Below are 21,872 nucleotides of genomic sequence, written 5' to 3'. Positions count from 1 at the left end.
GCCGGGAGCTCCGGGCCCGTCCGGAGGACTCCGTCGGCGCCGCGCCACGGTCCGTCGTGCTGCTCGGCTGCACGGGCTCGATCGGCACCCAGGCCGTCGACGTCGTGCGCCGCAACCCCGACCGCTTCCGCGTCGTGGGGCTGTCGGCCGGGGGGCGTGACGTCGCCGCCGTCGCGCGGCAGGCCGCCGGGCTGGGCGTCGGGGTGGTCGCCGTCGCGGACCCCGCCGCCGCCGACGGGATGCGTGCCGCTCTGGCCGACCTCCCCCCCGACGCCGTCCCTGCCGACGTCGCCGCGGCCGAGGGCTGGCGCGCCGCCGACGTCGAGGTCCTCGCCGGGCCCGACGCCGCGAGCACCCTGGCCGCCCGCCCCGCCGACGTCGTCCTCAACGGCATCACGGGCTCCGTGGGCCTCGGGCCGACGCTGGCGGCGCTGCGTGCGGGCGCCACGCTCGCCCTGGCGAACAAGGAGTCGCTCGTCGTCGGCGGGCCGCTCGTCCGGGCGGCGCGGACGCGGGCGGACCAGATCGTGCCCGTCGACTCCGAGCACTCCGCACTCGCCCAGGCCCTGCGCTCGGGGACGGAGCGGGAGGTGCGCCGCCTGGTGCTCACCGCGTCCGGGGGTCCCTTCCGCGGGTGGACGGCCGACGCCGTGAAGGCCGTGACGCCCGAGCAGGCGCTGGCGCACCCGACCTGGGCCATGGGCCCCGTGGTGACGGTGAACTCGGCGACGCTGGTGAACAAGGGCCTGGAGCTCATCGAGGCGCACCTGCTCTTCGACGTGCCGCCCGAGCGGATCGACGTGGTCGTGCACCCGCAGTCCGTCGTGCACTCCATGGTGGAGTTCGTCGACGGCTCGACGATCGCGCAGGCCTCGCCGCCCGACATGCGCCTGCCCATCGCGCTCGGCCTCGGCTGGCCCGACCGCGTCCCCGACGCCGTCCCGGGCTGCGACTGGACGCGCGCCACGTCCTGGACGTTCGAGCCCCTCGACGAGGCCGTGTTCCCCGCGGTCCGGCTCGCCCGGGAGGCCCTGGCGACCTCGGCCACGCACCCAGCCGTGCTCAACGCCGCCAACGAGGAGTGCGTCGCCGCGTTCCTCGCCGGTCGCATCGGGTTCGGGGACGTGGTGGCCACCGTGTCCCGGGTCCTCGACGAGCACGACGGCGTGGCCGCGGCCGACCTCACGCTCGAGCGCGTGCTCGCCGCGGAGGACTGGGCGCGGGCGCGCGCGCACGAGGTGCTCGCCCGCACCTGAGCGGCCCGACCCGGCCCGGTCGGCGCCGCTCCCGCGCACCGGGGCCCCGGCCGGCGTCCTCGGGGCGTGGCCCGGCGGCGTCAGTGCCCGGTCAGCCGGCCCAGGAGCGCCGGCAGCGGCCCGGCCGTGCCGACCCGCCGCTCGAGGACGTCGGCGAGCGCCGCCGTCCGCAGCCCCGCCGTGACGCCCGCCCAGCGCAGGGGCTCGGGCTCCCAGTCGGGGGAGCGGTGGCCGACCCACGGCAGGCGGACGAGCGGGGAGTCCGTCCCCGTGACGAGGTCCGCCAGGGTGCGCCCGGCGAGGTTCGTCGTCGCCAGCCCGTCCCCGACGTACCCGCCGGCCCAGCCCAGCCCCGTCGCCGGGTCGAGCCCCACGGAGGCGTGCCAGTCCCGGGGGATCGCCAGCGGGCCGCCCCATGCGTGCGTGAGCTCGACCCCCGCGAGCACGGGGAAGAGGTCGACGAGGGTCCCGCGCAGGTGCGCGTGCACGCCCGGGTCGCGGTCGAACCCGGGCCGGACGCGCGAGCCCCGGTGGTACGGCGCGCCACGGCCGCCGAACGCGAGCCGGTCGTCCGCGGTGCGCTGGCCGTAGACGACGAGGTGGCGGGCGTCCGTGAAGGTCTGGCCGCGCGCGAGCCCGATCTCCTCCCACACGTGCGCCGGCAGCGGGGCGGTGGCGACCATGAGGGAGTAGACGGGCACCACGGCGCGGCGCGCCCCCGGCAGGCCCGGCGTCCACGCCTCCGTGGCCCGCAGCACGTGGCGCGCGCGGACCGTCCCGTGGTCGGTGACGACGGCGCCGGGGGACAGGCGCAGCGCCCGGGTGCCCTCCGCGATGCGCACGCCGCGCTCCTCGAGCGTCCGCGCCAGCCCGTGCACGAGCCGCGCGGGCTGGAGGCGGGCGCAGTCCGGCGTCCAGGACCCGCCGACGACCCCGGCGGCCCGGACGTGCTCGGCCACGCCGTCCGGGTCGAGCACGTGCGTCTCGTCGCCCCAGCGCGCGTCCTCCTCGGCCGCCGCGCGCACGCGGGCGAGCTGCGCCGCACCCCGGGCGAGCGTCACCGTGCCGCCGTAGGCGAAGTCGCAGCCGATCTCCTCGGCCGCCGCGACCCCGCCCACCTCGACGACGGTGTCGCGCATGGCCGCGCGCAGCTGCCGGGCGGCCTCCGGGCCGTGCCGACGGGCCAGGCCCGCCGCCGACGTCGGGAAGAGCGCCGAGCACCAGCCGCCGTTGCGCCCGCTCGCGCCGAAGCCGGCGACGGCCTGCTCGACGAGCAGCACCTCCAGCGCCGGGTCGGCCTCGAGCAGGTAGTACGACGCCCACAGCCCCGTGAGGCCGGCGCCGACGACCACCACGTCCGCCGTGGTGTCGCCGTCCAGGGGGTCGCGCGGGACCAGCGCGGCCGGGTCCTCGTCGGCGACCTGGTCCCACCACAGCGACAGCGCGCGCAGCCCGGGGTCCGGCGCGCCGCGGGTCACAGGCGCGCCCACGCCTCGGTGAGCACCTCGCGCAGGATCCGCTCCATCTCGTCGAACTGCTCCGGTCCCGTGGTGAGCGGCGGGGCGAGCTGCACGACGGGGTCGCCGCGGTCGTCGGCCCGGCAGTACAGGCCCGCCTCGAACAGCGCCTCGGACAGGAAGCCGCGCAGGAGGTGGTCGGACTCCGCGGCGTCGAACGTCTCCCGGGTCGTCTTGTCCTTGACGAGCTCGATCCCGTAGAAGTACCCGGCCCCGCGCACGTCCCCGACGATGGGCAGGTCGAGCAGCTTCTCCAGGGTCGTGCGGAAGACGGGGGCGTTCTCCTTCACGCGGTCGTTGAGGCCCTCGCGCTCGAAGATGTCGAGGTTCGCCATCGCCACGGCCGAGGACACGGGGTGGCCGCCGAAGGTGTAGCCGTGCAGGAACGTCGCGTCGCCGTTGGCGAAGGGCTCGTACACCTCCTCCGAGGCGATCATCGCGCCGAGCGGGGAGTACCCGGACGTCAGGCCCTTCGCGCACGTGATGATGTCGGGCACGTAGCCGAAGTCGTCGCAGGCGAACATGGAGCCGATGCGGCCGAAGGCGCAGATGACCTCGTCGGAGACGAGGAGCACGTCGTGCTCGTCGCAGATCTCCCGCACCCGCTCGAAGTAGCCCGGGGGCGGCGGGAAGCAGCCGCCCGCGTTCTGGACGGGCTCGAGGAACACGGCGGCCACCGTCTCGGGCCCCTCGAACTCGATGGCCTCGGCGATGCGGTCCGCGGCCCAGCGCCCGAAGGCCTTCGGGTCGTCGCGCAGGTGCTCCGGGGCGCGGTACTGGTTCGTGTTGGGCACCTTGTGCGCACCCGGCACGAGCGGCTCGTAGGCGGCCTTGAGCCCGGGCAGCCCGGTGATGGACAGCGCGCCGGCGGGGGTGCCGTGGTAGGCCAGGGAGCGGGAGATCACCTTGTGCTTGCCGGGGCGCCCGCGCAGCCGCCAGTACTGCTTGGCCAGCTTCCACGCGGACTCCACCGCCTCGCCGCCGCCCGTGGTGAAGAAGACGTGGTCCAGGCCCTCGGGCGCCAGGTGCGCGACGCGCTCGGCGAGGTCGATGGCCTGGGGGTGGGCGTAGGACCACAGGGGGAAGAAGGCCAGCTTCTCCGCCTGGACGCGCGCGGCCTCGGCGAGCTCGGCGCGGCCGTGGCCGACCTGCACGACGAAGAGCCCCGCCAGGCCGTCCAGGTAGCGGCGGCCGGCGTCGTCGAAGACGTGGAAGCCCTCGCCGCGGACGATGGTGGGGACGTCGTCCTTCCACTGGCTCGCCGTGGTGAAGTGCCCCCACAGGTGGGCGCGGGCGGCGTCGTCGCGGGGCGTGCCGGCCGGGGTGAGGCTCGTGGTCATCGGGTCCCCCAGTTGTAGAGCTGCTTGTGCAGCTTGAGGTAGACGAACGTCTCGGTGGAGCGGACGCCGGGGAGGGGGCGGATCTTGCGGTTGAGCACCTCCAGGAGGTGGTCGTCGTCCTCGCACACCACCTCCGCCAGCACGTCGAAGCCGCCGGCGGTCACCACGACGTAGTCCACCTCGGGGATCGCGGCCAGGGCGGCCGCGAGCTCCTCGGTGTCGCCGTCGGAGCGGACGCCGATCATCGCCTGGCGCGGGAAGCCGACCTGGAGCGGGTCCGTCACGGCGACGATCTGCACGACCCCCGACTCGACGAGGCGCTGCACGCGCTGGCGCACCGCCGCCTCGGACAGCCCCACGGCCTTGCCGATCGTGGCGTAGGCGCGCCGCCCGTCCTCCTGGAGCTGCTCGATGATCGCCTTGGAGACGTCGTCGAGCACCGGTCGGGCCGGGCTGGGGCGGCTGCTCACGCGCCGATGGTCCCCTGCCGCCCCGGCCGCTGGCAAGCGGATCCGTCGTCCGGCGCGCCGCTGACGACGGGATCGCTCGTCCGCGACCCCCACGGTGTCCCGATCCGGTGCCGCACCCTCCCCAAGCGCGGGATCGGCCGCTAACGTGCGCGCAGGGCCCGGTCCGCCGGGCGCGCCGCCGCCGCACCGAGCCGTCCCAGCCGTCCGAGCCGTCCCCAGCCCCGTCCCCAGCCCCTTCCCCACCCCGCACCGGAGGACCGCGTGAGCACCACCGCCGCACCCCAGGACGCCCGCCCGGGCGCCCGTCCGCCGGAGGAGACCCTGCTCAACGTCGTCGGCGGCCGCACCCGGCCGTCCGCGTCGGGCCGCACGACACCCGTCGTCGACCCGTCGACGGGCGAGGTCTACGCCCACGCCCCCCTCAGCGGGCCCGAGGACGTCGACGCGGCGTACGCCGCCGCGTCCGAGGCGGCCACGACCTGGGGCCGGACCACGCCGGCCGAGCGCCAGCTCGCCCTGCTGCGGCTCGCCGACGCGATCGAGGCCGACGCGGAGCGGTTCGTCGCCGTCGAGTCCCGGGACACGGGCAAGCCCCTGCACCTCGCGCGGACCGACGAGGTGCCGCCCTGCGTGGACCAGCTGCGGTTCTTCGCCGGGGCGGCGCGCGTGCTCGAGGGCCGGTCGGCGGGGGAGTACCTCGCGGGGCACACCTCGTGGGTGCGGCGCGAGCCCGTCGGGGTCGTCGGCCAGGTCACGCCCTGGAACTACCCGCTCATGATGGCGATCTGGAAGATCGCCCCCGCGCTCGCGGCGGGCAACACGGTGGTGCTCAAGCCGTCGGACACGACGCCCGCCTCGACGGTGCTGCTCGCGCAGGTCGCCGCGCAGGTGCTGCCCCCGGGCGTCCTCAACGTCGTGTGCGGCGACCGCGACACCGGGCGGGCGCTCGTCTCGCACCCGCGCCCCGACATGGTCGCCATCACGGGGTCGGTGCGCGCCGGGTCCCAGGTGGCGGAGGCGGCCTCCCACGCGGTCAAGCGCGTGCACCTCGAGCTCGGCGGCAAGGCGCCCGTGGTCGTCTTCGACGACTGCGACGTGGCGGCGGCGGCCGAGGGCATCGCCGGCGCCGGCCTCTACAACGCCGGCCAGGACTGCACCGCCGCCACGCGCGTGCTCGTGCACGAGCGGGTCCGCGCCGACTTCACGGCCGCCCTCGCCGAGGCGGCCGCCGCCCAGCGCACCGGCGCCCCCGACGACCCGGACGTCGCCTTCGGTCCCGTGAACAACGCGGGGCAGCTCGAGCGGGTCACGGGGTTCCTCGACCGCCTGCCCGACCACGCCGAGGTGGTGACGGGTGGGCACCGCCAGGGCGACGTCGGCTACTTCGTCGAGCCGACCGTCGTGTCCGGCCTGCGGCAGGACGACGAGGCCGTGCAGGAGGAGATCTTCGGCCCCGTGCTCACGGTGCAGGGCTTCACCGACGAGGCCGAGGCGGTGCGCCTGGCGAACGGCGTGCGCTACGGGCTGTCGAGCTCGGTCTGGACGCGGGACCACGGGCGGGCCCTGCGGGTGTCGCGCGACCTGGACTTCGGCGTCGTGTGGATCAACACGCACATCCCGTTCGTCGCCGAGATGCCGCACGGCGGGTTCAAGCAGTCGGGCTACGGCAAGGACCTGTCCATGTACGGCTTCGAGGACTACACGCGGGTCAAGCACGTCATGTCGGCGTTCGACGCGTGAGGTCCGCGATCACGGCCGGACCGCGAAACGTCGCGGACACGCAGACGTAGCACGGTTTTTCGTCGCCTCGACCCTTCCGGGCGACGAAATGCCGCGGTGGCGCCGCCATACTGGCGCGGCACCGCCCGGCGGCCGCGACCGGCCGCCCGCAGCACCCGCACCACCCGCCGGCCCCGCCGGCGGTCGTCGACGAGAGGAGTGCCATGCCCCGCCGCGCCCTGCCCCCCGGTGAGGACCCCGTCGTCGCCGCGCTCGTCGCCGCCGCCCGGGGTGCCCGCGCCGCGCGGCGCACCCCACCGCGCGCCGCCGACGTCTCCCGCCGCTCCTTCCTCCTGGGTGCGCTGGGGACGGCCGGCACGGGGGCGCTCCTGGCCGCCTGCGGGACCGGCGGCCCGACGGGCTCGCCCGCCACGACCCCCGCGGCCGGCGCCGGCGCCTCCGACGCCACCCTGCGGTGGGCGAACTGGACCCTGTACCTCGACCAGTCCGAGGACGGCGGCACCTACCCGACCCTCGACGCCTTCATGGCGGACTCGGGGATCGACGTGGCCTACAGCGAGGACGTCGACGACAACGACACCTTCACGGGCAAGGTCAGCGGGCAGCTCGCGAACGGCCAGGACATCGGCTACGACCTCGTCACCCTCACGGACTGGATGGCGGCGCGCTGGATCCGCCAGGGCTGGACCCAGGAGCTCGTGAAGGAGAACGTCCCGAACGCGGCGAACATCCTGCCCGGCCTCGCGGACGTCGACTTCGACCCCGGCCGCACCCACTCGCTCACGTGGCAGTCCGGCTTCGGCGGCATCGCCTGGGACAAGGACGCCGTCCCCGGCGGGCTGGCCACCGTCTCCGACCTCTGGCGGCCCGAGCTCAAGGGCCGCGTCGAGGTGCTGTCGGAGATGCGCGACACGATCGGGCTCATCCTGCTCGAGCAGGGCGTGGACGTGTCCTCCCCGGACTGGGGCGACACGGAGTTCGAGGCCGCGCTCGACGTGCTGCGCGAGCAGATCGCCAACGGGCAGATCCGCCAGGTGCGGGGCAACTCCTACGCGCAGGACCTCGTCTCGGGGGACGCCCTGGCGGTCATCGGGTGGTCCGGCGACGTGACGGCGCTGAACTTCGAGAACGACGACCGCTTCGGGTTCGCGATCCCCGAGGGCGGCGGCACCTTGTGGAGCGACAACCTGCTCGTGCCGTCGACCTCCACGCGGCGCGAGAACGCCGAGCGCCTCATGGACCACTACTACGACCCGGCGGTCGCCGCGCAGGTCGCCGCGTACGTCAACTACATCACCCCCGTCGAGGGCGCGCGCGAGGCCATGGAGGAGGTCGACCCCGACCTCGTCGACAACCCGCTGATCTTCCCCGACGAGGCCACGCTGTCCCAGGTGAAGGTCTTCCGGACGCTGACGCCCGAGGAGGAGGAGCGCTGGAACGGCGCCTTCCTCGAGGTGATCGGCGCCTAGGGGTGGCGGGTGCGGGTGCCCTCGAGCTCACGGGGGTGACGAAGCGCTTCGGGCCGTTCACGGCGGTCGACGCGCTCGACCTCGTGGTGCCGTCGGGGTCGTTCTTCGCGCTCCTCGGCCCCTCGGGCTGCGGCAAGACCACGACGCTGCGCATGGTCGCCGGTCTGGAGCACCCCACGGCGGGGACCATCGCCATCGGCGGCAGCGACGTGACGGGCACCCGCCCGCACCGGCGTCCGGTCAACACGGTGTTCCAGAGCTACGCGCTCTTCCCCCACCTGTCGGTGGCGGAGAACGTCGGGTTCGGGCTGCGCCGCACGCGGACGCCGGAGGTCGAGCGCCGGGTGCGCGAGGCGCTGGAGCTCGTCGAGCTCGGGCACGCGGGGGACCAGCGCCCGGCGCAGCTGTCCGGCGGGCAGCAGCAGCGCGTCGCGCTCGCCCGCGCGGTCGTGAACCGCCCGGCGGTGCTCCTGCTCGACGAGCCGCTCGGCGCCCTCGACCTCAAGCTGCGGCGGCAGATGCAGATCGAGCTCAGGCACATCCAGACGGAGGTCGGGCTGACGTTCGTGCACGTCACGCACGACCAGGAGGAGGCCATGACCATGGCCGACACCGTCGCCGTCATGAACCGCGGGCGGATCGAGCAGATGGGCCCGCCGGCGGAGCTCTACGAGCACCCGCGGACGGTGTTCGTCGCGAACTTCCTCGGGCAGTCCAACCTCGCGCCGGGGGTCGTGGTGGAGGAGGGCGGCGGGACGCTCGGCGTCGACGTCGCGGGCCACCGCGTTCTCGTGCCCGCGGCGCGGGCGGTCGCCGCGCGCGGCACGGTGCTCGTCGGGGTGCGCCCCGAGAAGGTGCGGATCCTCGTGGCCGGGCAGGAGCCCGGGCCGGGGGAGAACGTCCTGGGGCCGGGGCGGGTGACCGACGTGTCCTTCGCCGGCGTGAGCACCCAGTACCAGGTGGAGCTGCCCGGCATCGGGACGTTCGGCGTCTTCGCCCAGAACCTCCTCGGCGGCGCGACGGTGCCGCTCGGCGCCCCCGTGCGCCTGGCGTGGGCGGCGGCGCACACGTTCGCCCTCGACGGCCGGGACGCGGCGGAGGGCACGACCGACCTCGACGAGGCGTCGTGAGCCTGCTCGCGGGGCTCGGCGCCGGACCGGCGGGCGCGGCGGGCGGCGCGGCCGTCGTCCCCGCGCCGCGGCGGCCGACGTCGCGGGCATGGCTGTGGCTGCTCCTGCCGGGCCTGGTCTACCTCCTGCTGCTCTTCGTGGTGCCGGTGGTCGCGCTGCTGGCGACCTCGCTCTACGCGCCCGTGCCGGGCGGGGAGCTCGGGCAGTACGCCCCCGCGCTGCGCGTGGCCAACTACGCCGACGCGCTCGCGGCGTTCTGGCCGCAGCTGACGCGGTCCTTCGGGTTCGCGCTGCTGGCCACCCTCGCCGCGCTGCTCATCGGGTACCCGATGGCGTACGTCATCGCGGTGCGGGCGCGGGGCCGTCCCCTGCTGCAGGGGCTGCTGCTCGTCCTCGTCGTCGCGCCGTTCTTCACCTCCTTCATCCTGCGCACGATCGCGTGGCGGCAGATCCTCGCCGACGACGCGTTCGTCGTGCAGGCCCTGCAGCTGCTCCACCTGCTCCCCGAGGGCGGGCGGCTCACCGCGACGCCCGTGGCGGTGGTGTCGGGACTGACCTACAACTTCCTGCCGTTCATGGTGCTGCCGATCTACGCCAGCCTCGAGCGGCTGGACCCGCGGCTCGTCGAGGCCGGGGCGGACCTGTACGCCTCGCCGGCGACGACCTTCCGGACGGTGACGCTGCCCCTGTCGCTGCCCGGGGTGGTGGCCGGGACGCTGCTCGTCTTCATCCCCGCCTCCGGCGACTACGTGAACTCGAGCCTGCTGGGCAACTCGACGAACACCTCCATGGTCGGGCAGGTCATCGACGCCCGGTTCTTCCGGGTGCTCGACTACCCCACGGCGGCCTCGCTGTCCGTCGTCCTCATGCTCGTCATCCTCGTGCTCGTCGGCGCCTACGTCCGCCGGGCCGGCACGGAGGACCTCCTGTGACCGCGACGACGACGACCACCCCCCGGTCCGGCCTCGCCGCGGGCGCGTCCCGTCCCGGCGCCCCGGTGCGGCGCCGGACGTGGCGGCTGGGCGACGCGCTCGTCCCCGTGCTCGCCGGGCTGGCCTTCCTCTACCTGCTCGTGCCCATCGCCTACACCGTCGCGTTCAGCTTCAACGACGCCGGCAAGACGAACCTCGTGTGGCGCGGGTTCACCCTCGACAACTGGGCGGACCCCTGCGGGGCGCCGCAGGTGTGCCGGGCGTTCGGGAACTCGCTCCTCGTCGGCGCGACGGCCACGGTCCTCGCCACCGCCCTCGGGACCCTGCTCGCGGTCGCCCTCGTGCGGTTCCGCTTCCGCGGGCGCGCGCTGGTGAACCTGCTCATCTTCCTGCCGATGTCGACGCCCGAGGTCGTCCTCGGCGCGGCCCTGCTGGCGCAGTTCCTGTCGCTGCGCGTGCCGCTGGGGTTCTGGACCGTCGTGGCGGCGCACGTGATGTTCTGCGTGAGCTTCGTCGTGGTGACGGTGAAGGCGCGGGTGGCCTCGCTGGACCCGGCGCTGGAGGAGGCCGCGGCCGACCTCTACGCGGGTCCCTGGAGCGCGTTCTGGCGGGTCACGTTCCCGCTGCTGCTGCCCGGCATCGCCGCCGCGGCGCTGCTCTCGTTCAGCCTCAGCTTCGACGACTTCATCGTCACGAACTTCACGTCGGGGACCTACGACACCTTCCCCAAGTTCGTCTACGTCTCGGCCACCCGCGGCATCCCGCCGGAGGCCAACGTCATCGGCTCGGCGATGTTCGCCCTCGCCCTCGTGCTCGTCGTCGCCGTCCAGGTGGCGGGGGCCGCGCGGGCGCGGGCACGCCGGGCCTGACGCCCCCGGGACGGCCGGCACGCGTCGGCCCCCGGGACCCACCACCACGAGAGGGAGTGCACCGTGCGGGTGCTCGTCATCGGCAGCGGCGGCGTCGGGGACGCCGTCGCGCGCATCGCGGCCCGTCGGACGTTCTTCGAGGCGATGGTCGTCGCGGACGTCGACGCGGCGCGGGCGGAGCGCACCATCGCGGCCGCCCGCGCGGCCGACGTCGGCACCGACCGCTTCGTCGCCGCGGCGGTCGACGCCTCGAGCGCGGAGGCCGTCGCCGCGGCCGTCCGGGAGCACCGGGCCACGCACGTCCTCAACGCGGTCGACCCCCGGTTCGTGCTGCCCGTCTTCGAGGGGGCGCGGGCCGGCGGCGCGGACTACCTCGACATGGCCATGTCCCTGTCGCGCCCGCACCCCGAGCGCCCGCACGAGCTGCCCGGCGTGAAGCTCGGCGACGAGCAGCTGGCCGCCGCGCCGGCGTGGCGGGAGGCGGGCCGGCTGGCGCTGGTCGGCATGGGCGTGGAGCCGGGGCTGTCCGACGTCTTCGCGCGCTACGCGGCCGACCACCTCTTCTCCGCGATCGACGAGGTCGGCATCCGCGACGGCGCCAACCTCGTCGTCCGGGGCGAGGACGGCGAGCCCGTGTTCGCCCCCTCGTTCTCCATCTGGACGACGATCGAGGAGTGCCTCAACCCCCCGGTCATCTGGTCGGCGGACCGCGCCGAGGCGGCGGGCGACCGCGACGCCGGCTGGTACACCGTGCCGCCGTTCCACGAGCCCGAGGTCTTCGACTTCCCCGAGCCCGTCGGGCCCGTCGAGTGCGTGCACGTGGAGCACGAGGAGGTCCTGCTCGTGCCGCGCTGGGTGGACGCCCGGCGCGTGACCTTCAAGTACGGGCTCGGCGAGGAGTTCATCTCCGTGCTGCGGACCCTGCACCGGCTCCGGCTGGACTCCACGGCGCCCGTGCGCGTGCGCGGGGCCGAGGTGTCGCCCCGGGACGTCGTCGCCGCGGTCCTGCCCGACCCCGCGGGCCTCGGGCCGCGGATGGAGGGGGCCACCTGCGCCGGCACGCTCGTCACCGGCACGGGGGTGGACGGCCGCCCGCGCGAGGTCTACCTGCACCACGTCGTCGACAACGCCTGGTCCATGGCCGAGTACGGCGCCCAGTGCGTCGTGTGGCAGACGGCCGTGAACCCCGTCGTGGCCCTGGAGCTGCTCGCGACGGGCGTCTGGTCGGGGACGGGCGTGCTCGGCCCGGAGGCCTTCGACGCCGTGCCGTTCCTCGAGCTGCTGGCGGCGCCGACGCCGCAGGGGTACGGGTCGCCGTGGGGGCTCCAGGAGCGCACGCCGCAGGCCTGAGGCCGTCGTCCGTCGCCGGGGCGCGGCGAGGCGGACGCGCGTCCGCCTCCGGGTGGTGGCCGCCCCGGGGTCAGGCCGTGAGGGCGGCGGCCGCCTCGGCGAAGGCCTCCGTGTGCCGGTCGACGTCCGCGTCGGAGGTCGCCGGGCACATGAGCGCCATGTTGTGGAAGGGCGTGAGCAGCACCCCGCGGACGAGGGCCTGCAGGTGCAGGTACTGCTGGAGGGGGAAGTCGTCGGCGGCGCCGGCGGCCGCCCCGTCGCGGGGGGCCTGCGGCGCGAAGGCGTACTCCGCCCGGGCACCGAGCTGCGTCACGTGCCACGGCAGGCCCACCGCGTCGAGCACGCCCTGCACGCCGTCCGTCCAGCGGGTCGCCTGCGCCACCATGCCGGTGAACGCGTCGGGCGTGAGCACCTCCTGCAGCGTCGCCCGCGCCGCGGCGGTGGACAGCGCGTTGCCCGCGAGGGTCCCGCCGACGCCGCCCACGTCGATCTGCTCGAGCTCGACACGCCGCTCGATCTCGACCGCGATCTCCGGCGTGGTGCCGAAGGCGGCCACGGGCACGCCGCCGCCGATGGTCTTGCCGACGACGACGACGTCCGGGTCGAGCCCCCAGGCCGCCGTGCACCCGCCGGGCCCGGCGCACAGCGTGTGCGTCTCGTCGACGACGAACCACGCCCCCGCCGCCCGCGTCAGCCGACGGACCGCGTCGAGGTAGCCGGGCTCGGGCAGGACGATGCCGATGTTCGTCAGGGCGGGCTCCATGAGCACGGCCGCGACGTCCCCCGTGGCCAGCGCCGCACCGAGCGCGTCGGCGTCGTTGAACGGCACGACGAGCGTCGTGCGGTCCAGGGGCACGGGCGCCCCGATGTTCCCGGCGCGCGCGACGACGGCGCCGGACGCGTCGAGGGTCGCGAAGGCCTCGTCGACGGAGCCGTGGTAGCAGCCGTCCATGACCACGACGCGCCCGCGCCCCGTCAGGTGCCGGGCGTAGCGCAGCACGTGCCGGTTGGCGTCCGTCGCGCTGAGGGTGAGCTGCCAGCGGGCCACGCGGGACGGTCCGGCGCCGAACCGGGCCGTCAGCTCCGCGGCGACGACCGCGGCGTCCGGCGTGGGCAGCATGGCCGTCATGCCGCGGCCGGCCTGCGCGACGACGGCCGCGACCGTCCGCGCGGGCGCGTGCCCGCACATGGCGCCGGTGTCGCCCAGGCAGAGGTCGACGTGCTCGGTGCCGTCGAGGCAGCGGAACCGGGCGCCGGAGGCCTCGGCGACGTGCAGCGGGAACGGCCCGGGCCACTTCGCCATCCAGCTCATGGGCACGCCGTAGGTGAGGTGCTCCCGGGCGGCCCGGTGCGCGTCCGCGCAGCGCGGGTGCGCGGCGACGTACGCCTCCGTCCCCTCCCGGGTGAGCGCCGCGAGCCGGTCGCGGTCGACGGCGGCGACCGGCCCGCGGCGCGGAGGACCCGGGTGCGCGCCCGGGCCGGCGGGGAGGGACGTGCCCGCGCTCACGCGGCGGCCCCGGGGACGTCCGCGCCCGTGAGGACCGCGACGAGGACGTCGAGGGCGTCGTCGAGCAGCGCGTCCTCGATGACGAGCGGCGGCAGGAGGCGCACGACGTTGCCCCAGGTGCCGCAGGTGAGCACGAGGACGCCCGCCGCGGCGCACGCGGCCGCCACCCGGGCCGCCTCGGCGCGGTCGGGCTCCAGCCCGCCGGGGCGCACGAGCTCCAGGGCGAGCATCGCGCCCCGGCCGCGCACCTCGGCCACCGCCGGCACCCGGCCGACGAGCGGCTCCAGGCGTGCCCGCACCCGGCGCTCGATGCGGCGCGCGGCCGCCGCCAGGTCGTCGCGCTCGTAGACCTCGATCGCGGCGAGGGCGGCCGCGCACGCGACCGGGTTGCCGCCGAAGGTGCCGCCCAGACCCCCGGGGTGGACGGCGTCCATGAGCTCGGCACGGCCCGTGACGGCGGCCAGCGGCAGGCCCCCGGCGATCCCCTTCGCCGTGGTGACGAGGTCGGGGACGACGCCCTCGTGCTCCGCGGCGAACATCGCGCCCGTGCGGGCGAAGCCCGTCTGCACCTCGTCGGCCACGAGGACGATGCCGTTGTCCCGGCACCACCGCGCCAGCGCGGGCCAGAAGCCCGGCGCCGGCACGACGAACCCGCCCTCGCCGAGCACGGGCTCGGCGACGAGCGCCGCGACCCGGTCCGCCCCGACCTGCCGCTGCGCCACGTCGACGAGGCGCGCCGCGGCCCTCTCGCCCGTCATGCCGGCGGGGTCGCGCAGCGGGTAGGACGCCGGGACCCGGTAGACCTCGCCGGCGAAGGGGCCGAAGCCGGTCTTGTAGGGCATCGCGCGCGCGGTCATGGCCATCGTGAGGTTCGTGCGGCCGTGGTAGGCGTGGTCGAGGACGAGCACGGCGTCGCGGCCCGTCGCGCGGCGGGCGATCTTCACGGCGTTCTCCACGGCCTCGGCCCCCGTGCTCACCAGGACGGACCGCTTGGCGTGGTCGCCGGGGGTGAGCCGCGCCAGCGCCTCGCACACGGCCACGTAGGGCTCGTAGGGCGTGACCATGAAGCACGTGTGCGTGAGGTCCGCCGCCTGCGCGGCGACGGCGGCGACGACCTCGGGGTGGCTCACGCCCACGGACGTCACGGCGATCCCGGAGCCGAGGTCGACGAAGACGTTGCCGTCCACGTCCTCCACGAGCGCGCCCTGGGCGCGCGCGGCGTACACCGGCATCGCCGACCCCACGCCCGGCGGCACCACGCGGGCGCGGCGCTCCGCCAGCGCCCGGGAGGCCGGGCCGGGCACCTCCGTCCGCAGCAGGCGGTGCGGGGCGAGGGGTGCACGGGTGCCGGTCACGGTGGTCACCCGGGCACGGTACCGACGAGAGCGCCCGCGCGGGAGGCCTCGCGCGACGGAAACCGTCGCGGGGGCGCTGCTCCCAGGTCGCGTCCAGGCACGGCGGGGGAGAATGGTCCGCCGCCGCCCCGGGGGCGGCCGGCGACGTGCGTCGGCACCGGGCGGCGCGGACGGAGGGCGCGGGCGATGGACTACCTCGTCGGGGTCGTGGTGGTGGTCGTCGTGCTGCTCGCGTCCATCGCGCTGCACGAGGTCGGGCACATGGTGCCCGCGAAGCGCTTCGGCGTCCGGGTGAGCCAGTACATGGTCGGGTTCGGACCCACGCTGTGGAGCCGCACCCGCGGCGAGACCGAGTACGGCGTCAAGGCGATCCCCGCGGGCGGGTACGTGCGCCTCGTCGGGATGTACCCGACCGCGCAGGCCGTCGGCGACCCGCCGGTGCGCTCCGCGTGGTCGCGGCTGGCCGCCGACGCGCGCGCGGCCTCGGCCGAGGAGATCCACCCCGGGGAGGACCACCGGGCCTTCTACCGCCTGTCGACGCCGAAGAAGCTCGTCGTCATGCTCGGCGGGCCGGTGATGAACCTGCTCATCGCGGCCGTGCTGCTCACGGTCGTGTACGTGGGCATCGGCGTGCCGGCCGCGTCGACGACGGTGGCGTCCGTGGCGGACTGCGTCCTGCCCGCCGACGCCACCGCCTGCACCGCCGAGGACCCGCCCGGCCCCGCCGCCGAGGCCGGCCTGCGCGCGGGCGACCGCGTCGTGGCCTTCGACGGGACGCCCGTCGACTCCTGGGACGCCCTGTCGGCGCTCATCCGCGAGGCCGGCGGGCGCGCCGACGTGCCCCTCGTCGTCGAGCGCGACGGGGCGCGGGTGACCCTCGACGTCACGCCCGCCGTGGCCGAGCGCCCCGTGCTCGCCGAGGACGGCACGACGAGCACCGCGACCGTCGGCTACCTCGGCGTCTCGGCCGCGACCGTGACGGAGCGCGTCTCGCCCCTGGCGGTGCCGGGCCTGCTGGCGGAGCGGACCTGGGGGACGGCGGAGGTGGTCGCGACGCTGCCCGCGCGGTTCGTCGACCTCGCCGAGCGGACGTTCACGGGGCAGGAGCGGGACCTCACGAGCATCGTCGGGCCGGTCGGCATCACCCGCTTCGGCGGGGAGATCGCCGCGGCGGACGCCGGCGCCGCCCTCGAGGTCGCGTCCCTGCTGGAGCTGCTCGCGGGCCTGAACATCGCCCTGTTCGTCTTCAACCTGCTGCCCCTGCCGCCGCTCGACGGCGGGCACGTCGTCGCCGCGCTGTGGGAGGGCGCGTCCCGTCGGCTCGCCCGGGTGCGCGGGCGGGAGCGCCTGCGGCCCTTCGACACGGCGCGCCTGGTGCCCGTGGCCTACGGGGTGTTCCTCCTCATGGGCGGCATGGGGCTCGTCGTCCTCTACGCCGACGTGGTGAACCCCGTCCGGCTCGGCTGAGAGGGGCCACCTGTGGAGGTCTGGTGCACGCGCCCGGCGCGCCCGCGGCCGGTGGGATGATGGCGGCGTGAGCACCCCGATCAGCCTCGGCATGCCGGAGGCCCCCGTACCCGTGCTGGCCCCTCGTCGCCCCACCCGCAAGATCAAGGTGGGCAAGGTCGAGGTCGGGGGGGACGCTCCCGTCAGCGTCCAGTCGATGACGACGACGCCGACCACGGACATCAACGCCACCCTGCAGCAGATCGCGGAGCTGACCGCCTCGGGCTGCGACATCGTCCGGGTCGCGGTGCCGAGCCAGGACGACGCGGACGCCCTGCCGGCCATCGCCCACAAGAGCCAGATCCCCGTCATCGCGGACATCCACTTCCAGCCGAAGTACGTCTTCGCCGCGATCGACGCCGGCTGCGCCGCGGTGCGCGTGAACCCGGGCAACATCCGCAAGTTCGACGACCAGGTCGGCGAGATCGCGCGCGCCGCCCGGGACGCGGGCGTGTCGCTGCGCATCGGCGTCAACGCCGGCTCCCTCGACCCGCGCCTCCTGGCCAAGTACGGCAAGGCCACGCCCGAGGCCCTCGTGGAGTCCGCCGTGTGGGAGGCGTCCCTCTTCGAGGAGCACGACTTCCACGACTTCAAGATCTCGGTCAAGCACAACGACCCCGTCGTCATGGTGCGCGCCTACGAGATGCTGTCCGAGCGGGGCGACTGGCCCCTGCACCTGGGTGTCACGGAGGCCGGCCCCGCCTTCCAGGGCACCATCAAGTCCGCCACCGCCTTCGGCGCGCTGCTGAGCAAGGGGATCGGCGACACCATCCGCGTCTCCCTCTCCGCGCCGCCGGTGGAGGAGGTCAAGGTCGGCATCCAGATCCTCCAGTCGCTGAACCTGCGGCCCCGCAAGCTCGAGATCGTGTCCTGCCCCTCCTGCGGACGCGCCCAGGTGGACGTCTACTCCCTCGCCGAGCGGGTGACCGCCGGGCTCGAGGGCATGGAGGTGCCGCTGCGCGTGGCCGTCATGGGCTGCGTCGTCAACGGCCCGGGCGAGGCCCGCGAGGCCGACCTCGGCGTCGCGTCGGGCAACGGCAAGGGTCAGATCTTCGTCAAGGGCGAGGTCGTCAAGACCGTCCCCGAGTCGATGATCGTCGAGACCCTCATCGAGGAGGCGATGCGCATCGCCGAGACGATGGAGCCCGCCGAGGGCGCCTCGCCGGTGGTCAGCGTCCGCTGAGACGGCACGCCGCCGGGCGGTCGCGCCGGCGGGCCGAGGGGTCGGGGCTGCGGCATGATGCCGCCATGAGGCCCTGGCCCGCGCCCCTGCTGGAGCGCGGCACCGGTGCCCGCGAGCTCGGCGACGAGCACGTGGGCGCCGCGCTCGCGGTCTGCGCCCAGGACCCGGTCGGCTCCGTGCTCGCCACGACGCGGCTCGAGCACGCCGCCACCCGCGGGCTGCGGTCGGCGGGCGGGCGGCTGTGGGGCTGGATGCGCGACGACCGGCTCGTCGCGGTCTGCTGGGTCGGGGCCAACCTCGTGCCGGTGGTGCCCGGCGAGGCGGACCCGGAGGCGCTCGACGCCTTCGCCGACCTCGCCCGCCGCAACGGGCGCTGGTACTCCTCCGTCGTGGGGCCCGCCCGGGACGTGCTGGGGATCTGGAGCCGTCTGCAGGGCGACTGGCGTGCGCGGGAGGTGCGCGAGGACCAGCCGTCCATGGTGGCCGACGGCGAGCCCGCCGTGGCCGCCGACCCCGCGGTGCGCCTCTCGACGCCCGCCGAGTACGACGTCGTGCTGCCGGCCTGCGTGCGGATGTTCACCGAGGAGGTCGGGTACTCCCCGGCGTCCGGCCCGAACGGGCCCTACGAGACGCGGGTGCGCTCGCTGATCGAGCGGGGCCGGTCGTTCGTCCGCACCGCACCCGACGCGCGCACGGGCGCCCCGCGGGTCGTCTTCAAGGCCGAGGTCGGCGCCGTCGGTGGGGGCGTGGCCCAGGTGCAGGGCGTGTGGGTCGACCCGGTCGACCGCGGCCGCGGGCTGTCCGAGCCCGGCATGGCGGCGGTGGTGCGGCTCGCGCGCGAGCGCCTCGCGCCCACCGTCTCCCTCTACGTCAACGGCTACAACACCCGTGCGCTGGCGGCCTACGAGCGCGTGGGCTTCCGGCAGGTCGGCACCTACGCGACCGTCCTGTTCTGACGGTCCCGCCGCCGGGCCCGCCCGGGGCGCCGGGTCAGCGCAGCAGGCGCGAGAGCCGCCGGTCGGCCAGGGGCTGGCCGTTCGTCTGGCAGGTGGGGCAGTACTGCAGGCTGCGGTCGGCGAACGACACCTCGTGCACGGTGTCGCCGCAGGGCACGCCGTCCCAGCCGGGGCAGGGCTCGCCCGTGCGCCCGTGCACGCGCATGCCGCGGCGCTTGGCGTCCTTGAGCTCGGCGGCGGGCCGGCCCGCCGCGGCCGCCACGGCCTCCGCGAGGACCGACGTCGTCGCCGCGTGCAGCCGCGCCGTGCGCTCCGCGTCGAAGCCCTTCGTCGGGGCGAAGGGGCTCGTCCGGGCGGCGTGGAGGATCTCGTCGGAGTAGGCGTTGCCGATCCCCGCGATCGTCGACTGGTCGCGCAGGAGGCCCTTCACCTGCTGGTTGCGCTGCGCCATGAGGGCCGCCAGCCGCTCGGGGGTGAACTCGGGCGAGAGGGGCTCGACGCCCAGCGTCGCGATGGGCGTGATCTCTCGCGGGTCCGCCACGAGGTGCACCGCGAGCCGCTTGCGCGTGCCCGCCTCGGTGAGGTCGAACCCGGCGCCGTCGTCGAGCCCCAGCCGGAAGGCGATGGGGGAGCGGCCCGGGCGGACGGGGGTGCCGGGCAGCTTCTCGGACCAGCGCAGCCAGCCCGCGCGCGCGAGGTGCCAGACGAGGTGCAGGTCCCTCTCGCCGTCGGCCGCGGCGACGAGGTCGAGCCACTTGCCGTGCCGGACGACGTCGACGACGGTCCGGCCGACGAGCGCGTCGGGCGGCGGCGCGAAGGTCTTCAGCGCGTTGAGCGCGCCCACCCCGACGCCTGCGACGGTCCGGCCGACGGCGCGCCCGCGCAGGAACTGCGCGAGCGCCTCGACCTCGGGCAGCTCCGGCATGGCCCCATCGTGGCGCACCCGTCGCCCGGGTGCCGCCGCCGGGCGCGCGGCACGCCGCCGTTAGGCTCGGCGCCATGCTCCTGCGCCTGTCCACGCTGTTCGTCCGCACCCTGCGGGAGGACCCCGCCGACGCCGAGGTCGCCAGCCACCGGCTGCTCGTGCGCGCGGGCTACATCCGCCGCGCCGCCCCCGGGATCTACACGTGGCTCCCGCTCGGCCTGCGCGTGCTGGCGAAGGTCGAGGCCGTCGTGCGCGAGGAGATGGCCGCCGCCGGCGCGCAGGAGGTGCACTTCCCGGCGCTGCTGCCGCGGGAGCCCTACGAGGCGACGGGCCGGTGGACGGAGTACGGGCCGAACCTCTTCCGCCTCCGGGACCGCAAGGGCGGGGACTACCTGCTCGCGCCGACGCACGAGGAGATGTTCACCCTCCTGGTGAAGGACCTGTACTCCTCGTACAAGGACCTGCCGCTCACGCTCTTCCAGATCCAGACGAAGTACCGCGACGAGGCGCGCCCCCGGGCCGGCCTGCTGCGCGGGCGCGAGTTCGTCATGAAGGACGCCTACTCCTTCGACGTCGACGACGCCGGCCTCGCCGCGTCCTACGAGGCCCAGCGCCGGGCGTACACGCGGATCTTCGACCGCCTCGGGCTCGAGCACGTCGTCGTGGCCGCCACCTCGGGCGCCATGGGCGGCTCGCGGTCGGAGGAGTTCCTGTGCCCGCTGCCCATCGGGGAGGACACGTTCGTCCGCTCCGCCGGCGGCTACGCGGCGAACGTCGAGGCCGTCACGACGCCGGCGCCCGAGCCGCTCGACTGGTCGGACGCGCCCGCGGCGCACGTGGAGGACACGCCCGGCACGCCGACGATCGACAGCCTCGTCGCCCTCGTCAACGAGCGGTTCCCGCGCCCCGACCGCGCCTGGACGGCGGCCGACACCCTCAAGAACGTCGTGCTCGCCCTCGTGCACCCCACGGGTGGGCGGGAGGTGCTCGTCGTGGGGCTGCCCGGCGACCGCGAGGTCGACCTCAAGCGCCTCGAGGCGGCGGTCGCCCCCGCGGAGGTCGAGGCCGCCGGCGAGGCCGACTTCGCCGCCCACCCCGAGCTCGTCAAGGGCTACATCGGGCCGGGCGCGCTGGGGCCGAACCCGCCCGTGGCGGAGGGCGCCGAGCGCACGGCCGTCCGCTACCTGCTCGACCCCCGGGTCGCGCCCGGCACGCGCTGGGTCACGGGGGCCGACGCCCCCGGGAAGCACGTGCTCGACCTCGTCGCGGGGAGGGACTTCGCCGCCGACGGCACCGTCGAGGCGGCGGAGGTGCGCGCGGGCGACCCCGCCCCCGACGGCTCCGGCCCCCTCGAGCTGGCGCGCGGCATCGAGATCGGCCACATCTTCCAGCTCGGCCGCAAGTACGCCGAGGCGCTGGGCCTGTCCGTCCTCGACCAGAACGGCAAGGCCGTCACGGTGACGATGGGCTCCTACGGCATCGGCGTCACCCGCGCCGTCGCGGCCCTGGCCGAGACCAACCACGACGAGAAGGGGCTGGCCTGGCCGGCCCACGTCGCACCCGCGCACGTGCACGTCGTCGCGACGGGCAAGGACGCGGCCGTCCTCACCGAGGCCGAGAGGATCGCGGGTGCACTCGACGCGCAGGGCGTCGAGGTGCTGCTCGACGACCGGCCGAAGGTCTCGCCCGGCGTGAAGTTCGCCGACGCGGAGCTCTTCGGCGTGCCGCTGGTGGTCGTCGTGGGGCGGGGTCTGGCCGAAGGCGTCGTCGAGGTGCGCCGGCGGACGGGCGGGGCGCCGGCGGAGCAGGTGGCCGTGGACGCGGTCGTCGAGCACGTCGCCGGCGTGGTGCGGGAGCTGCTCGCGGGCTGAGGGACCGGCCTGGGTGCCGGCCGTCGTCGTCTTCGTGGCGGCGACCCGACGGGACCCGGTGCCGGTGCCCGATCGCGGTGCCGGTCCCGGTCCTGGTCCTGGTCCTGGTGCTCCCCGGTGGCGGGACGTGCGGACCCGGTCAGGGCTACGGCGTGCCCGCGGGGGCGTCGGCGCGGGCGGCCGCCGCGGCGGCGACCACGGCGTCGAGGTCGGGGCGCCCCGGGAACGCCACGGGTGTCGCGCCCCAGCCGGCGGCGGCGTCCGCGGCGGTGCGGAAGCCCTCGAGCAGACCCGGCCGCGCGGTGGCGTCCGGGGCGCGGCCGAGCGCGGCCGCGTGGGCGCCGGCGACCGCCGTCTCGAGGTCCCGCGCCGTCGCGACCGCCACCGCGGGGTCGGCGAGGCCGCCCGGGAGCGCGTAGGAGGCCGGCCGCGGGTCCCGGTCCGTGCCCGCCAGGCCCGCCGCCTGCGCGAGGTCCTCGGCGGCCTCGCGGTGGCG

18 protein-coding genes are annotated in these 21,872 nt (G+C 75.9%); 11 read left to right on the top strand and 7 right to left on the bottom strand.

The annotated features are described in order from the left end of the window. Positions 1-56: 56 nt before the first annotated feature. Complete coding sequence (gene dxr, locus EJA20_RS08435; RefSeq protein ID WP_240675239.1) at positions 57-1,256, top strand: 1-deoxy-D-xylulose-5-phosphate reductoisomerase; 1,200 nt, start codon at positions 57-59, stop codon at positions 1,254-1,256. 80 nt (positions 1,257-1,336) lie between these two features. Here dxr and EJA20_RS08430 read toward each other — a convergent pair whose 3' ends face one another. Genes EJA20_RS08430 through EJA20_RS08420 form a run of 3 tightly spaced genes read right to left on the bottom strand, consistent with a single transcriptional unit; the run spans position 1,337 to position 4,583 of the window. After that, entirely contained in the window at positions 1,337-2,746 is a 1,410-nt protein-coding gene (locus tag EJA20_RS08430; protein WP_240675224.1) for an NAD(P)/FAD-dependent oxidoreductase, read from the bottom strand. Next, the gene (locus tag EJA20_RS08425) at positions 2,731-4,113 is read right to left on the bottom strand and encodes an aspartate aminotransferase family protein (RefSeq protein ID WP_129337710.1); all 1,383 of its coding nucleotides are present in this window, start codon (positions 4,111-4,113) and stop codon (positions 2,731-2,733) included. Before EJA20_RS08425 ends, EJA20_RS08430 begins: the two co-directional genes overlap by 16 nt. Beyond that, complete coding sequence (locus EJA20_RS08420) at positions 4,110-4,583, bottom strand: Lrp/AsnC family transcriptional regulator (RefSeq protein ID WP_129337709.1); 474 nt, start codon at positions 4,581-4,583, stop codon at positions 4,110-4,112. Before EJA20_RS08420 ends, EJA20_RS08425 begins: the two co-directional genes overlap by 4 nt. 261 nt (positions 4,584-4,844) lie before the next feature. Here EJA20_RS08420 and EJA20_RS08415 point away from each other — a divergent pair, with 261 nt between their 5' ends. The 6 genes from EJA20_RS08415 to EJA20_RS08390 all read left to right on the top strand — a co-directional run bounded on the left by EJA20_RS08415 (position 4,845) and on the right by EJA20_RS08390 (position 12,073). Next, positions 4,845-6,323: a gamma-aminobutyraldehyde dehydrogenase gene (locus EJA20_RS08415; protein ID WP_129337708.1), complete on the top strand. Its 1,479-nt coding sequence runs from the start codon at positions 4,845-4,847 to the stop codon at positions 6,321-6,323. Between the two features lie 203 nt (positions 6,324-6,526). Then, entirely contained in the window at positions 6,527-7,792 is a 1,266-nt protein-coding gene (locus EJA20_RS08410; RefSeq protein WP_129337707.1) for an ABC transporter substrate-binding protein, read from the top strand. A gap of 2 nt (positions 7,793-7,794) precedes the next feature. Further along, on the top strand, positions 7,795-8,922 hold the full coding sequence (locus EJA20_RS08405; protein ID WP_240675223.1) for an ABC transporter ATP-binding protein: 1,128 nt from the start codon (positions 7,795-7,797) through the stop codon (positions 8,920-8,922). Further along, positions 8,919-9,854, top strand: coding sequence for an ABC transporter permease (locus EJA20_RS08400; protein WP_129337706.1), 936 nt, complete (start codon positions 8,919-8,921; stop codon positions 9,852-9,854). The genes EJA20_RS08405 and EJA20_RS08400 overlap by 4 nt, the downstream gene beginning before the upstream one ends. 65 nt (positions 9,855-9,919) lie before the next feature. Further along, positions 9,920-10,723 (top strand): ABC transporter permease, encoded by an 804-nt coding sequence (locus tag EJA20_RS08395; RefSeq protein ID WP_129337741.1) that lies wholly within the window; start codon positions 9,920-9,922, stop codon positions 10,721-10,723. A gap of 63 nt (positions 10,724-10,786) precedes the next feature. Continuing rightward, entirely contained in the window at positions 10,787-12,073 is a 1,287-nt protein-coding gene (locus EJA20_RS08390) for a saccharopine dehydrogenase family protein (protein ID WP_129337705.1), read from the top strand. 70 nt (positions 12,074-12,143) lie between these two features. Here EJA20_RS08390 and EJA20_RS08385 read toward each other — a convergent pair whose 3' ends face one another. Next, positions 12,144-13,580 carry a transaminase gene (locus EJA20_RS08385; protein ID WP_129337704.1) on the bottom strand — a complete coding sequence of 479 codons (1,437 nt, stop codon included), beginning with the start codon at positions 13,578-13,580 and terminating at the stop codon, positions 12,144-12,146. Further along, entirely contained in the window at positions 13,577-14,944 is a 1,368-nt protein-coding gene (gabT, locus tag EJA20_RS08380; RefSeq protein WP_205687420.1) for a 4-aminobutyrate--2-oxoglutarate transaminase, read from the bottom strand. Before gabT ends, EJA20_RS08385 begins: the two co-directional genes overlap by 4 nt. Positions 14,945-15,121: 177 nt before the next feature. On the opposite strand from gabT, the gene EJA20_RS08375 reads away from it, so the two are divergent. From EJA20_RS08375 to EJA20_RS08365, 3 genes are all read left to right on the top strand, one after another. Further along, the gene (locus tag EJA20_RS08375) at positions 15,122-16,402 is read left to right on the top strand and encodes a M50 family metallopeptidase (protein ID WP_129337703.1); all 1,281 of its coding nucleotides are present in this window, start codon (positions 15,122-15,124) and stop codon (positions 16,400-16,402) included. A gap of 67 nt (positions 16,403-16,469) precedes the next feature. Beyond that, positions 16,470-17,624, top strand: coding sequence for a flavodoxin-dependent (E)-4-hydroxy-3-methylbut-2-enyl-diphosphate synthase (ispG, locus tag EJA20_RS08370; protein WP_129337702.1), 1,155 nt, complete (start codon positions 16,470-16,472; stop codon positions 17,622-17,624). Positions 17,625-17,689: 65 nt separating this feature from the next. Continuing rightward, entirely contained in the window at positions 17,690-18,580 is an 891-nt protein-coding gene (locus EJA20_RS08365; RefSeq protein ID WP_129337701.1) for a GNAT family N-acetyltransferase, read from the top strand. A 34-nt stretch (positions 18,581-18,614) separates the two neighbouring features. Here the strand turns inward: EJA20_RS08365 and EJA20_RS08360 are convergent, their stop codons facing one another. Next, a complete protein-coding gene (locus EJA20_RS08360; RefSeq protein WP_129337700.1) occupies positions 18,615-19,505 on the bottom strand; it encodes an Fpg/Nei family DNA glycosylase in 891 nt (296 codons plus the stop codon). 74 nt (positions 19,506-19,579) lie between these two features. On the opposite strand from EJA20_RS08360, the gene EJA20_RS08355 reads away from it, so the two are divergent. Next, complete coding sequence (locus tag EJA20_RS08355; protein ID WP_129337699.1) at positions 19,580-21,376, top strand: proline--tRNA ligase; 1,797 nt, start codon at positions 19,580-19,582, stop codon at positions 21,374-21,376. Positions 21,377-21,521: 145 nt separating this feature from the next. On the opposite strand, the gene EJA20_RS08350 is transcribed toward EJA20_RS08355, so the two are convergent. Further along, positions 21,522-21,872: DUF4439 domain-containing protein (locus tag EJA20_RS08350; RefSeq protein ID WP_129337698.1), on the bottom strand; the 351-nt coding region annotated here is incomplete at its 5' end.

Origin of the sequence: Cellulomonas endophytica (assembly GCF_004123805.1) — a bacterium.
GTDB lineage: Bacteria > Actinomycetota > Actinomycetes > Actinomycetales > Cellulomonadaceae > Cellulomonas > Cellulomonas endophytica.
The sequence above is the reverse complement of the archived record's forward strand: the minus strand, read 5'-3'. Positions and strand labels throughout refer to the sequence as shown.